Source organism: Roseibium sediminicola, assembly GCF_023156505.1.
Classification (GTDB): domain Bacteria; phylum Pseudomonadota; class Alphaproteobacteria; order Rhizobiales; family Stappiaceae; genus Roseibium; species Roseibium sediminicola.
Map to the genome: position 1 here is coordinate 123,471 of NZ_JALNMJ010000004.1, position 13,737 is coordinate 137,207.

The following is a 13,737-nucleotide window of genomic DNA, read 5'->3' on the forward strand; positions in this document are numbered from 1 at the left end:
GGAGATTTCATCAGATGCTGCTGGTTTACTGCCCTTATTGCGATGTCGAGCGCGCCGAAACGGAATTCGCCTGCCGCGGCGAAGCCCATATCGCCCGCCCGGCCGATCCGACGCAGGTCTCCGACGAGGACTGGGTCAACTACCTCTACATGCGCACCAACACCAAGGGTGTCTATGCCGAACGCTGGCGCCACATCCATGGCTGCGGCCGTTTCTTCAACGCTGTCCGCGACACCGTCAGCGACAGGTTCCTGAAATTCTACAAGGCCGGCGAAACCATGCCGGACCTTGAAGCGATTGCCAAGGAGGCCGGCAAATGAGCCAGCCATTCCGTACAGAAAAAGGCGGCCGGATCGACCGCGCCGAACAGCTGACCTTTACCTTCGACGGTGAGGAAATGCAGGGCCACAAGGGCGACACGCTTGCCTCCGCCCTGCTCGCCAACGGCGTTCACCTTGTCGGCCGGTCGTTCAAGTACCACCGTCCGCGCGGCATCATCTCCGCCGGTTCGGAAGAGCCCAATGCATTGGTCGGCGTCTACCGCAACGGCGACCAGACGCCGAACCTGCGCGCCACCCAGGTTGAGCTCTACCAGGGCCTGGAAGCGATCTCGCAGAACCGCTTCCCGTCGCTCGGTTTCGACATCGGCGCTGTCAACGACCTGATGTCGCCGCTGTTCCCGGCCGGCTTCTACTACAAGACCTTCATGTGGCCGAAGTCCTTCTGGGACCGGGTCTATGAGCCCATCATCCGCGCCGCGGCCGGTCTCGGCAAACCGCCGAAAAACCCGGACCACGATGTCTATGGCAACATCTATGTCCATTGCGACGTCCTGGTCGCAGGCTCCGGCCCGTCTGGTCTGGCGGCCGCTCTTGCGGCAGCGGAAACCGGCGCAAAGGTCATCCTGTGTGACGAACAGGCCGAATTCGGCGGCTCTCTTCTGAGCGAGACCAGCGCCAGCATCGACGGCAAGGATCCGTGTGACTGGGTCGCGGAAACCATCGCCAAGCTGATGACGATGGACAACGTCACCCTGCTGCCGCGCACCACCGCTTTCGGCTATTTCGCGCATAATTTTGTCGCCCTGGCCGAGCGCGTGACCGAGCACCTCTCCAACCCGGACCCGAAACTGCCACGCGAACGGCTGTGGCAGGTCCGTGCCAAGGAAGTCGTGATTGCAGCTGGCGCCATCGAACGGCCGATGGTGTTCCCGGAAAACGACCGCCCGGGCATTCTCATGGCCGAATCCGGCCGGACCTATCTCAACCGCTACGGCGTCAAGGTCGGTCACAAGGTTCTGGTCACGACGGCGTGCGACACGGCCTGGCAGGCCGCCTTCGATCTGAAGGACCATGGTGTCGAAGTGGTCGCCATCGCAGACATGCGCGAAACCCCGCCGGCAAACCTGATCTCGATCGCGGAAGCTCGCGGCATCCGCGTGGAAGCCGGCTGTGTCGTCACCGGCACCCTCGGCCGCAAGCGGGTCAAGGGCGCGTTGCTCGGCAAGCTGATGACCTCCGGCAAGGTCGCCTCGGGTGGCCAGGTCGCCTGCGACGCGATCCTGATGTCCGGTGGCTGGACCCCGACGGTCAGCCTTTATTCCCAATCCCGCGGCAAGGTTGTGTGGGATGCGGACAAGGGCGCCTATGTGCCCGGCAAATCCGTCCAGAACGAACGTTCCACGGGCGCTTCCAAAGGCCTCTACGGCCTGCAGGCCACCTTGGAGGACGGCTACGCGGCCGGCGAGGAAGCCGCCAAGGCGGCCACCGGCAAGTCCGCCAAGATCACCTATTCGGTCGCGACCGGCGGCGAAGCCGGTGCGGGCGGGACCCTCGGCGCCCTTCCGCATGACCGCAACGCCGCCCGCGTGAAGGCCTTTGTCGACTACCAGAACGACGTCACCGCGAAGGACGTCAAGCTGGCCGTGCGCGAAGGCATGCAGTCCATCGAACACATCAAGCGCTACACCACGACCGGCATGGCGACCGACCAGGGACGCCTGTCCAACATGAACGCGCTGCAGATCGCCTCCGGGGCGCTGGAACGTCCGGTGACGGATGTCGGCCTGACTACCTTCCGCCTGCCGTTCACGCCGACAACCTTCGGCCTGTTCGCCGGTGTCTCGCGCGGGGATTTCTTCGACCCGGTCCGCAACACCCCGTCCCATGACTGGGTCGTGGCAAACGGTGGCGTCTATGAAGATGTCGGCCAGTGGAAGCGTACCTGGTATTTCCCGAAAGACGGCGAAGACATGCACGCCGCCGTCGCCCGGGAATGCAAGACGGCCCGCGAAAGCGTCGGCCTGTTCGATGCCTCCACCCTCGGCAAGATCGAGGTGGTCGGTCCGGACGCGGCCGAATTCCTGGAGCGGATGTACACCAACCCGTGGAAGAAACTTGCGCCGGGACGCTGCCGCTACGGCCTGCTCCTGAACGATGCCGGCTTCATCGTTGATGACGGTGTCATTGGCCGTCTCGCCGAGGACCGCTTCCACGTGACCACCACAACAGGCGGCGCGCCAAGCGTGTTCGCGACCATGGAAGACTACCTGCAGACCGAATGGCCGGATCTCGATGTCTGGATCACCTCGACCACCGAGCAATTCGCCGTGGCCGCGGTCCAGGGACCGAAAGCGCGTGAGGTCATCGCCCCCTTCATCGAGGGTGTCGATCTTTCCGCGGAAGCCTTCCCGCATATGAGTGTCGTGGAAGCAACCTTCTGCGGCGTTCCCTGCCGCCTGTTCCGCATCTCCTTCACCGGCGAACTCGGCTTCGAAATCAACGTGCCGCGCCGCCATGGCAAGATGATGTGGGAAACACTGGCCAAGGAAATCGAGAAGCACAACGGTACGGTTTACGGTACCGAGACCATGCATGTGCTGCGTGCCGAAAAGGGCTACATCATTGTCGGCCAGGATACGGACGGCACGGTGACCCCGCAGGACGCGGGCATGAGCTGGGCCATCGGCAAGAAGAAGCTGGATTTCGTCGGCAAACGCGGTCTGGAGCGGCCGGATCTGGTGGCGGAAAACCGCAAGCAGTTCGTCGGTCTCCTGACCAAGGATCCAAAGGTGAAGCTGGAGGAAGGCGCGCAGATCACGGTCGCCGAGAACCCGGCCACCGGCACGCCGGCCGAAGGCCACGTGACCTCGTCCTATTACAGCCCGGCGCTTGACCGCAACATCGCGCTGGCCATCGTCAAGAACGGTCACGCCCTGGAAGGCAAGACCCTCTATGTGCCGATGCCCAATGGCAGCATCCCGGTCGAAGTGACCGGTCCGGTGTTCTATGACAAGGAAGGAGCACGGCTCAATGTCTGATCTTCTGGCAAACGACCTGATCACGCCGGACGCGGGCGAAGCGCCGCTCCTCGCCCAAGCGGATGTGTCGATCCTGAAAGCGGTGCCGGTGACGCGCCTGTCCTATCGCGGCCGTGAAGGGTCCCTCAAGGCCGCCGGCAAAGCCTTTGGTGTCGCCCTGCCCGTCCAGCCGCTTTCCAACAGCACAGCCCCGAAACGGGCCGCGCTCTGGATGGGACCGGACGAGTGGACGCTTCTGGCTCCCGAAGAGGAGCTGAACGCGGTATTCGAGGCAATCGAGAAAGGTCTTGGCGACACGCCGCATGCCCTCGTCGACGTGTCCCATCGCTCCCTGGCGGTGATCGTCAGTGGTGCCAAGGCCGAATGGCTGCTCAACACGGGCATCTTCATCGATCTGTCGCTGGAGGCCTTTCCGGTCGGCACCGTCACCCGGACGATCTTCCACAAGGCACCGGTGATGCTGTGGCGGACGGGGCCGGACACCTTCGTGGTCGAATCCTGGGTGTCGTTCATGGATTATGTCTCCGGCCTGCTGGTCCAGGTAGGCCAGGAACTGGCCGCCGCCTGATGGCCTCCTTCGGGAACACCCGATCTTAACAAAGCCCTGCAATCCTTGCGAACCAACTGGTTCTGCAAGGATTGCCGTTCATGTCCGATCTCGTCTCGAAACAGCTGCGACTGGCGGAACTGCTCGGCGCACTCAGCCATGCATTGGACATCACGGAAGGCCAGCCCCGCGGTCATTGTGTGCGCTGTTGCTGGATCGGCATTCACGTCGGCCGCCAGATCGGCTTGAGCGAAGCTCAGTTGAGCGATCTCTACTACACGCTGCTCCTGAAGGACCTCGGCTGCTCCAGCAACGCGGCCAGAATCTGCGAGCTCTATCTCACCGACGACCTGACCTTCAAACACGACTACAAGACCATCAGCGACAGCCTGCCGGCCGCGCTGCGGTTCGTGCTGGGCCATACAGGTCTCAAACACGGTTTCGCAGAGCGCGTCCGCGCCATCGTCAACATCCTGCAAAACGGCGGCGACATCGCCAACGAGATGATCGAGACCAGATGCCAGCGCGGCGCGGATATCGCCCGGCAGATGCATTTCTCGGATTTGGTGGTCGACGGCATTTTCAGCCTGGACGAACACTGGGACGGCCAGGGACGCCCCATGGGCCTTCAGGGCAAAAGTATCCCTGTGTTCTCGCAAATCGCTCTGCTGGCCCAGGTTATGGACGTCTTCCAGATCAATTCCGGTCCGGAGAGCGCCCTCAAGGAATTGCGCGAGCGCGCCGGTGGCTGGTTCGATCCAGCCCTGGTGGAAGCGGCGGAAATCGTCGCCCGCAACCCGACCTTCTGGACCACCTTGAGATCGGACAGGATCGACGCCATCGTTTACGGGCTCGAACCGGCGCAGAATGTGCGTTTTGCCAGTGAAGACCAGCTCGACGACATCGCGCACGGCTTTGCGCTCGTGATCGACAGCAAGAGCCCGTTTACGGCCGGCCACAGCGAGCGGGTGACGCTTTATACGGACATGATCGCCGAAGAACTGGGTTACAGCCCCCGTGACCGGCAACTCCTGCGACGCGCCGCCCTGCTGCATGACATCGGCAAACTCGGCGTCAGCAATTCCGTTCTCGACAAGCCCGGCAAGCTCGATGACCAGGAATGGCAGCAGATCCGCATGCACCCGGTCTATTCCGACGAGATTCTCTCCCGGATCGAGACCTTCAAGGACCTGTCGCCGATTGCCCGCGGGCATCATGAGAAGCTGGACGGAAGGGGCTATCCGGACGGCCTGACGGCCAGCCGGATTTCGATGGAGACGCGCATCGTGACGACGGCGGATATTTTCGACGCCCTGACGGCTGAGCGGCCCTATCGCGGCCCGATGTCTTTGCCCAAGGCCCTCGGGATCATGGAAGAAGACGTCGGACCGGCGCTCGACAAGAAGTGCTTTGACGCCCTGAAACGCGCAACCGAACGCATGGACCAGATCAAGGCTGCCTAAATTGGCCGCAATTTCCGTGTCAAAGCGCTGTTCCGCTTGCATTCCGCCCCGTTCGCCCGCCAATAGACTGACATGCTCAAGATCGGTTCCTACAACATCCAAAAAGCGATCGGCGTCGATGCCCGCCGCCGTCCGGAGCGGACTCTCAAGGTCATACGCGAGCTGGACTGCGATATTCTGGCGCTGCAGGAGGCCGACAAGCGCTTCGGCCCCCGTGAAAGCACGCTGGATCCCGAAAGCATCCTGGCGGAAACCGATTATCGCCCCGTGCCCTTCGCAACCCGGGACCGGAGCCTTGGCTGGCACGGCAATGCCATCCTTGTGCGCAACTCGATCGGCATTGTCGATCACCGGCGGATCGACCTGCCCACGCTGGAACCGCGCGGCGCAGTGGCCGCGGACCTGGATGTCGGCGGGGAAAAGATCCGGGTCGCCGCGATGCATCTCAGCCTTGTCGGCCATTTCCGCAAGAAGCAGATCACGTCACTGATGCACCAGCTGCACGAACATCTGGACTATTTGCCGACCGTGCTGATCGGCGATCTCAACGAGTGGCGCGACACTGCCGGCAGCATCAAGCTGTTCGAGCAGCATTACGAAGTGACAACGCCGGGCAAGAGCTTTCCGAGCCCCCTGCCCGTCGGCAGTCTCGATCGGATCATCACCAGCCCGGAATTCACTGTTGAAAAGGCCGGCGTGCACAAGTCCAAAACAGCCCGGGTCGCTTCAGACCACCTGCCGGTCTGGGCACATCTGACCCTGGAACCGGCAGGACATCTGGCCGCCCGCCAGGATTGATCGGTACCGGTTAGCCGATCAGCTTGATCATGACAAAATAGAGCGCGCCGGACAGCACGGCGGCTGCCGGCACCGTCACGATCCACGCTGCTATGATGGTCATGAAATGCGCCCGGCGCACCAGATGCCGGCGCGCCTGCTCTTCCCGGTTGCGAACCGGGCGAACCTGGGGTCCACCTGCCGCCTGATGCTTGTTGACATAGTCCAGACGACGTTTGGAGCGCTCGGTATACCACTCCCGGAAGAATCCGACCCCGAACACGGCACCGACCGCGATATGCGTCGAACTGACCGGAAGACCCAGACCGGAGGCGATGATGACGGTGATCGCTGCGGAGAGCGACACGCAGTAAGCGCGCATCGGGTTCAGCTTGGTGATCTGCTGACCGACCATGTTGATCAGCTTCGGACCGAACAGCAGCAATCCGAACGAGATGCCAAAAGCGCCAACGGCCATGACCCAGAGCGGGATGCTCACCTTGGTCGCCACTTCGCCAAGCTCGGCCGTGTGGACGATGGCTGCTAGCGGACCGACCGCATTGGCCACATCGTTGGCGCCGTGGGCAAAGGACAACAGCGCAGCGGAACAGACCAGCGGAACGGAAAAAAGAATGCGAAGAGACTGGTTCCGGTTTTCAAGTCCCTCGGACTGCCGGCGAATGAAGGGACGGACAAAGAACCATACGGCCAGGCCGACCAGAAAGCCCAGAAGCAGCGACATCGGCAAATCGATCTTGACGATCTTCTTGAGACCTTTCAGCGCCAGATAGCTGGCGAACGCGCCGGCCATGACGCCGATCAGGACCGGCACCCATCTTCGCGCGGCGGCGATCTTGTCGTCCTGGTAGATGATGAAGGACTTGATGAAGGCAAGAAAACCGGCTGCGATCAGCCCGCCGAGAAAGGGCGATATCACCCAGCTGGCAGCGATGCTGCCCATGGTCACCCAGTTGACCGCGCTGAAACCGGCCGCGGCAATGCCCGCGCCCATGACGCCACCGACGATCGAGTGCGTCGTCGATACCGGCGCGCCGATCCAGGTTGCCAGATTGATCCAGAGCGCGGACGACACCAAGGCCGCCATCATCGCGGCCATGAAAACGGAGGCGCTGGAGATCGATTGCGGGCTGATGATGCCCTTCGAAATCGTTCCGACAACATCGCCGCCGGCAATCAGAGCGCCTGCGCTCTCGAACACCGCCGCAATGATCAGGGCCGTCACCAAGGTCATGGCGCGCGACCCGACGGCCGGACCGACATTGTTGGCAACGTCGTTGGCGCCGATGTTCAGCGCCATATAGGCACCGATGGCCGCTGCGGCGACGATCACAACCGCACCAGGAGCACCGGACATCGAGGCTCTGGCACCGAGTGCGCACAACACTATGAAGACCAGCGCGATACCGGGTGCAATCAGGCCGCGCCCGAGAGACCCGGCCGCCTCCTCCATGTAGCTGAACTTGTCGAGATCCTTGTCGAGCGTCGGCTTTTTCAAATTCGGCATGACAGTCCAGTTCGCGGCTTACCGGCATCCCATCGGGAATGCCGGACGGTCTCGGTTGGCGATTGCCATAAACAATCGCTCCAAAAGGTCAACCGGAACTGCGTGAATTGGACGATTTTTCTTAGCCGTACAAGTGTTCGAGTTTGCGGAACACGTCTGCCAGACCAGAATCATTGGTAATTTTGATAGCTTCCTCGATGGAAACCCAGCGACTGTCCCGTTCCGCCGAATCCGGAAATTCCTCGGCAACGCTGTCTACATCGACAAGAAACACAAGAATTTCCGTCCGGATCTTCAATCCGGCCTCACCGCCCTTGTAGGAAGAAAAGCTGGCAAAGGGATTCTTGTGAACTCTGCCGACCACACCGGCTTCCTCGAACGCTTCAATCGCCGCGGTTCGGTGAGCCCGGTGCGACAGGATCGGCCATCCCTTCGGCAGGATCCAGCGACGGGTCGACTTGGACGTGACCAGCAGAACCTCCGCCCGACCATCACGCATCCGGTGACAAAGCGCCGCGATCTGCAACCGTGCCGGCCGGCGAAACATCGCGAACACGCTTTGCAGGAAGGAGGGACGGTAGTCGGGACCTGAATACGAAAAAGCCATGATGTCCTTACGAATGCGTTGGTCTTCAACCTGAAGGGTATCAGAAATACGCCGTCAAACAAATGCACTGAGTGCTCATTTTAGTCAAAAACACTTACGCTGGCGTCAGCGGCAGCTCTCTTCGGGAACATCGGAACCTGTCAACGGACCTCGCCAGGGCACGTCAGCTGACCGACATCACCAGGCTCAACAGATGAAACAGTCCCGCCGCAAGGAGGGCCGCAGCCGGCACCGTCACGGCCCAGGCCGCGACGATCGTGAGCAGGTTGGAGCGGCGGACGAGCAGCCTGCGTCGGCGTTCTTCCCGGTTCTTGAGCATCTTGCGCGGCTTCATGACGCCGTTTTCCGCGTAATATCTGTTGCGGTACCATTCCCGGTAAAAACCGACACCGAACAAGGCGCCAACTGCGATATGCGTCGACGATACCGGCAAGCCGAGCGCGGACGCTCCCAGAACCGTGGATGCCGTTGCCAGCGTGATGCAAAACGCCCGTACCGGATTCAGCTTGGTGATCTTCTTGCCGACAACCGTGATCAACCGGCGGCCGAACAGCAAAAGACCTGCAGAGATCCCGAAGGCACCGACGGCGCTCACCCAAAGCGGAACAACCGGATTAAGGGCTCCCAGATACCAGAACACCAGATCCGGAAAGTCGGTCGAAAGACTGAGAACGATCGCGGCAAGAGGCCCAATCGCATTCGCCACGTCATTGGCGCCATGGGCAAAGGACAACAGCCCTGCGGTCACCATGAGAGGAACGGCAAACAGGTTTCTGAGGGCGCGCGCGCTGTCTTCCGTCATGACGGTCTGCGCCATGACCAGCCGCCGGTAGAGCGACCAGATCAACAGTCCGACCAGGACTGAAAGACCGGGCGACAGTCCGTCAGGAAGCGTGAAGAAACGACTGGAGGTCTTCAGGAGAATGAACGCCGTGAAAGTCGCCCCCATCAGACCGAGCAGGATCGGCAACCAAAAACGGGCCGCAGCAATCCTGTTGGCCGTATAAACGACACGGGCGTTGATAAACGCCATGAGACAGGCGCCGATCAGCCCGCCCAGCACGGGCGAAAACACCCAGGACGCAGCGATAACGGAGACCGTTGTCCAGTTGATCGCACCGAAACTGCTTGCCGCGATCCCGGCCCCGACCACGCCGCCAATGATTGAATGTGTCGTTGACACCGGCGCGCCGATCAGCGTTGCGAAGTTGATCCAGAGCGCGGCAGCGGCCATCGCCGTCAGCATGGCCTGCATGAAGACAAAGTTGTGCGGAACGTCTGCCGGGCTCAGGATCTGGCTGGAAACAGTCGTCACGACGCTGCCACCCGCCAGCAGCGCGCCGGCACTTTCGCAGATCGCCGCGAGGATGAGCGCGCCCCCAAGAGTGATCACACGCGCGCCGACGGCGGGACTGACATTGTTGGCGACGTCATTCGCCCCGATGTTGAGCGCCATGTAACCGCCGATCGCGCTGGCGGATACCAGGATCAGCATGTCCGAAACATCGGTCGACACGATCTGGGTTGCTGCAACGGCGGCGCACAGCCCCAGAAAGATGACGGCGAGGCCGAGCCCCGTCAGCCGTCGCCCCATCGCTTCGGCGGCGTCGCTCAAAAATCCAAGTCTGTCGAGGTCCTTGTCCAGAGCCTTTGGTTTAAGGTCTCTGTTCGTCAGCACGCAGTCGGCCTCACCGTTCTTCCATTCTTTTTACAAGGCCCACATCGGGCTAAACATCTTCAGGTCGCAAAACCCACAGTTGCATATTTAGACGACAGCGATGCGTCATCGCTGTCGTCCAAACGCAATAGTCACAGAGTGATTACGTGAGATCGTGTCGGTGTTTGCGCAGGAACCGTCTCAAGGCGGGCTCGTCCGCCGTCTCGATGGCTTTCGACAGCGGCAGCCAGAGACATTCTCTCTGCCCCGCTTCCGGAAAATCCTTCAACTGCTTTTCAAGCCGGATCTTGAAGACCAGCACTTTGGTCCTGATCCTGATCCCGTCGGACAATCCCTTAAACGACCGGAAACTGCCAATCGGACGCGGATCCGCCTTGCCGACAACTCCGGCTTCCTCATAGGCCTCGATAATTGCAGTCTGGCTGGCCGGCTTGTCCGTTTCGGGCCACCCCTTGGGCAGGATCAGACGCCCGGTGCCCCGCGTGGAGACAAGCAGGATCTCCGGTTCCTGGTCGCCCTGGCGAAAGCACAGGGCCGCGATCTGCAAACGGAGCGGCTTGAAGAACAAACCACTTAAACCGTGCAGCCACGAGCCGTCCTGCGCTGTCATTGCCTTTGCGACACTCATCTCCAAACCACCTGTTGTCGAATGAGCGCTGTATAGACGTTTGTCGCAGTGCCGTAAAGTCAAATGTGCACACCGTGCACATTGCTGCAGACCTAACTTTCTCCGGAATTTCGCTTAGCCAGCTAAAACCCTGACATGATCTGCCGACCAGGCACCGGGCCAAACCTCTGCTTTTCCTGACTTTAGGTCACGGAGTTGCTTCAAGGGCACATTGGCAACCAGGAACGGTTCTTCCAGGTTCTTGCCATCAGTCGGTGCAATCTCCGCGGCAACGCCCGTGAACCCGAATTCCTCTTCGCATGGCAGGTAAAGCGCGGCGCCGGACACATTCGATTCGTTTTGGGTGGTGCCCTTGGACGCGCCGACCACACCGCATACGGCCACCGCGCACATGAGTTCCACGGCCCGCGCCTTGGCACAGCAGAAAACGCGGTGATATCCGGAAAGCATCTCGGTCATGGATGGCACCAGCAGAAGATCGAGATCCGTTTTCGCCAGCAGGCTGCTGAGGGCCGGCATTTCGACATCCAGACAGATCAGGATCGCCATTTTCAGTCCGTCCAGCTCGAACAGCTTCAGCTCGGTTCCCGGTATCAGCCGCCAGGCGTCGGAGCCCTGTTCGAACGGGGTCAGGCACAATTTGTCCTGCCGGATTTCCCGGCCGTCCGAAGTCAGGAGAAAAGCGGTGTTTGTGATCCCTGCCGCGGTCTTGACCGGCATGGACCCGGCGAGCAGCGAGACACCATATTTTTCAGGCAGAGGCGACAGTTTCGGAACGAGGTCCGTGGCGACATCCGCCAGAAAATCCATTTCCTGGTCCGGCCGCAACCCGTCCGGTTTGAAGGCAAGGCAGCACTCGTTCAGGTATTCCGGCAGCATCAGGAGTTTCGCGCCGGCCTCCGACGCCCGAAGCATGCCCTCTTCGATCTGCGCCGCAAACGCTTCGACGGAATCGGGTGCGCGCCCGAGATTGAAGGACCAAAGTGCGATCGGATAGCCAGCCATGATGCCCTGCGTCTTGTTACAATCAAGACGGCAGAGATAACGGCAGCGCGAAGGTCAGGACAAGCCGCAAAAAGCAGAAATTCGGATCAGTCGAGGAACAATCCGACAAAAGCCACAAGAGCGATCAGCAGTCCTGTGCCGACAACGCCTGATGTCGGCTCCTTGGGCAAGGCTTTGAGTTTGGCTGATCTTCTGACTTCACGGATGCCCTTCAGGGCATTGTCCGTGCGTCGATCAATTTCCGCGAAATAAGGCGAGAGCTCGTTCTGAGCGCGCATGTCGGATCCTCACGATTCCTTCGTGGACTCGCAGGATGATGAAAGACCCTTATCGTTTGGTTAACAACTTTTACCAGGCGGGCATCAAAGCCTGGTTTTCTGCGGATCCGCGACATCGAGAATGCGCAGCTGGACTTTGGGCGTGCCCTGCCAGGTGTCGATCGACAGGGTTCCGGCGACATGGAGGTTCCGGCCCCTGCCCTCCAGCAGCATCTTGCCATGCGGCTTGTCATCCGCCTTGAAACAGATGCCTTTCAGGCCCGTACCGTCCCCGGAAGCGAGCGTCGCACGGACATGGCCCTTGCCGACGACGTCCGCGAAGGAGACGCGGTGGGCGGGAAACACGAACACCGGCTCCGAATGGCCGGCCCCGTAAGGCCCTGCTTTTTCGAGAAGCTCCAGAAGATCCAAGGTTGCGCCCGTCGCCGTCAGCGCCGCGTCGATCTTGAGTTCACGATGCGAGGAAGCAGCTTCGACGTCGTCTTTCAGGACATCGTTGAAAAACGTTTCCAGCTCGCCTGCCTTGTCCCTCTGAACCGTGAGGCCTGCCGCCATGGCGTGCCCCCCGCCCTTTTCCAGAAGCCCCTCCTCGACCGCCCGCCGCACCGCCCTGCCGAGATCGACACCCGGAATGGAACGCCCGGAGCCTGTCCCCTTGCCGGTCTCGTCAAAGGCAATCGCAAAGGCCGGCCGACGATGGGCTTCCTTCAGCCGGGAGGCGATCAGGCCGACAATGCCCGGATGCCAGTCTTCCGAGCCGGTCAAGAGCACCGCCGGGTCCCTGGCCTCTATGGCAAGGGTGGCCTCGACGCCTGCTTGCTCCAGCATGACCGCTTCCATCGCCTGGCGTTCGCTGTTGAGCTGATCGAGCCGCTCGGCGATCGCCCGGGCTTCATGCGGGTCTTCGGTGGTCAGCAAGCGCGCGCCGAGCGCGGCATCGCCGATCCGACCGCCCGCATTGATCCGGGGGCCGACCAGAAAGCCGAGATGATAGGGTGCCGGCTTGCCGCTCACCCGCGCGGCGTCGGCCAGCGCCGTCAGGCCGTAATTGCGCCGCTGATGCATCACGGCGAGCCCTCGGTTGACATAGGCCCGGTTGAGCCCCTGAAGCGGCACCACGTCACAAACGGTTCCGAGCGCGACCAGGTCGAGCAGCGCCATCAGGTCCGGCTGGCGGCCGGTCTGAAAAGCTCCGCGCTTGCGCAGTTCCCGGTTCAGACCGACCAGAAACAGGAAGGTCACCCCGACCGCAGCCAGATGGCCCTGACCGGAAAGATCGTCCTGCCGGTTCGGATTGACCAGCGCGCGGACCTCCGGCAGCGCCTCGCCCACCTGGTGATGGTCGATGACCACCACATCCAGATCCAGCCGCTTTGCGGTTTCAAAGGCTTCGAAAGATGTGCTGCCGCAGTCGAGCGTCACCAGCAGCTCCGCACCGCCCTCGCGCAGGGCCTCGATGGCCGGGCCGTTCGGGCCATAGCCTTCGATGATGCGGTCCGGGATATGGATCACCGGGTCTAGGCCAAGCCACTGAAGGTATTTGGCGAAAATCGCCGAAGACGTCGCGCCGTCGACGTCATAATCGCCGAAGATGGCGATCTTCTTGCCGGCTTCGACCGCGTCCGCAACACGGGCCACTGCCTCATCCATGTCCACCAGCGTGGACGGATCCGGCATCAGCGCCTTGAGAGACGGTTCCAGGAAGGCTGCGGCGTCATCGGGCTGGACGCCTCGCGCCGCCATCACCCGGGCGAGAACGTCAGGAAGGCCGTGGGTCTGGGACATGGCCATGGCTGCACGCGTGTCGTCAGCCGACAAGCGCTCGCGCCAGGCATTGTCATTTGCCGACCGGGCGACCCCGAGAACGAGCCGCCGGTCTTCTTCCACGGTGTTTCCCAGCATTCAGTCCC

At 61.7% G+C, this 13,737-nt stretch carries 12 protein-coding genes; 5 read left to right on the forward strand and 7 right to left on the reverse strand.

All coding sequences use genetic code 11. The features are described from left to right. The first annotated feature begins 14 nt into the window (after positions 1-14). The 5 genes from M0H32_RS07800 (at position 15) to M0H32_RS07820 (ending at position 6,127) form a co-directional block, all read left to right on the forward strand. Positions 15-320 (forward strand): sarcosine oxidase subunit delta, encoded by a 306-nt coding sequence (locus M0H32_RS07800; protein ID WP_248152970.1) that lies wholly within the window; start codon positions 15-17, stop codon positions 318-320. After that, entirely contained in the window at positions 317-3,319 is a 3,003-nt protein-coding gene (locus tag M0H32_RS07805) for a sarcosine oxidase subunit alpha family protein (RefSeq protein WP_248152974.1), read from the forward strand. The genes M0H32_RS07800 and M0H32_RS07805 overlap by 4 nt, the downstream gene beginning before the upstream one ends. Further along, a complete protein-coding gene (locus M0H32_RS07810; RefSeq protein ID WP_248152977.1) occupies positions 3,312-3,887 on the forward strand; it encodes a sarcosine oxidase subunit gamma in 576 nt (191 codons plus the stop codon). The genes M0H32_RS07805 and M0H32_RS07810 overlap by 8 nt, the downstream gene beginning before the upstream one ends. 80 nt (positions 3,888-3,967) lie before the next feature. After that, a complete protein-coding gene (locus M0H32_RS07815) occupies positions 3,968-5,329 on the forward strand; it encodes an HD-GYP domain-containing protein (protein WP_248152984.1) in 1,362 nt (453 codons plus the stop codon). Between the two features lie 72 nt (positions 5,330-5,401). Next, positions 5,402-6,127 carry an endonuclease/exonuclease/phosphatase family protein gene (locus M0H32_RS07820; protein ID WP_248152986.1) on the forward strand — a complete coding sequence of 242 codons (726 nt, stop codon included), beginning with the start codon at positions 5,402-5,404 and terminating at the stop codon, positions 6,125-6,127. Between the two features lie 10 nt (positions 6,128-6,137). Here the strand turns inward: M0H32_RS07820 and M0H32_RS07825 are convergent, their stop codons facing one another. The 7 genes from M0H32_RS07825 to recJ all read right to left on the reverse strand — a co-directional run bounded on the left by M0H32_RS07825 (position 6,138) and on the right by recJ (position 13,729). Continuing rightward, a complete protein-coding gene (locus M0H32_RS07825; RefSeq protein WP_248152988.1) occupies positions 6,138-7,631 on the reverse strand; it encodes an inorganic phosphate transporter in 1,494 nt (497 codons plus the stop codon). A 121-nt stretch (positions 7,632-7,752) separates the two neighbouring features. Beyond that, complete coding sequence (locus M0H32_RS07830) at positions 7,753-8,157, reverse strand: NUDIX hydrolase (RefSeq protein WP_248152990.1); 405 nt, start codon at positions 8,155-8,157, stop codon at positions 7,753-7,755. A 244-nt stretch (positions 8,158-8,401) separates the two neighbouring features. Beyond that, positions 8,402-9,916 (reverse strand): inorganic phosphate transporter, encoded by a 1,515-nt coding sequence (locus M0H32_RS07835; protein WP_248152992.1) that lies wholly within the window; start codon positions 9,914-9,916, stop codon positions 8,402-8,404. A gap of 142 nt (positions 9,917-10,058) precedes the next feature. Further along, complete coding sequence (locus M0H32_RS07840) at positions 10,059-10,544, reverse strand: NUDIX hydrolase (protein WP_248152994.1); 486 nt, start codon at positions 10,542-10,544, stop codon at positions 10,059-10,061. Positions 10,545-10,658: 114 nt separating this feature from the next. After that, the gene (locus M0H32_RS07845; RefSeq protein WP_248152996.1) at positions 10,659-11,549 is read right to left on the reverse strand and encodes a nitrilase-related carbon-nitrogen hydrolase; all 891 of its coding nucleotides are present in this window, start codon (positions 11,547-11,549) and stop codon (positions 10,659-10,661) included. An 86-nt stretch (positions 11,550-11,635) separates the two neighbouring features. Beyond that, a complete protein-coding gene (locus M0H32_RS07850) occupies positions 11,636-11,827 on the reverse strand; it encodes a hypothetical protein (protein ID WP_248152998.1) in 192 nt (63 codons plus the stop codon). A gap of 84 nt (positions 11,828-11,911) precedes the next feature. Further along, complete coding sequence (gene recJ / locus M0H32_RS07855; protein WP_248153005.1) at positions 11,912-13,729, reverse strand: single-stranded-DNA-specific exonuclease RecJ; 1,818 nt, start codon at positions 13,727-13,729, stop codon at positions 11,912-11,914. Between the last annotated feature and the right edge of the window lie 8 nt (positions 13,730-13,737).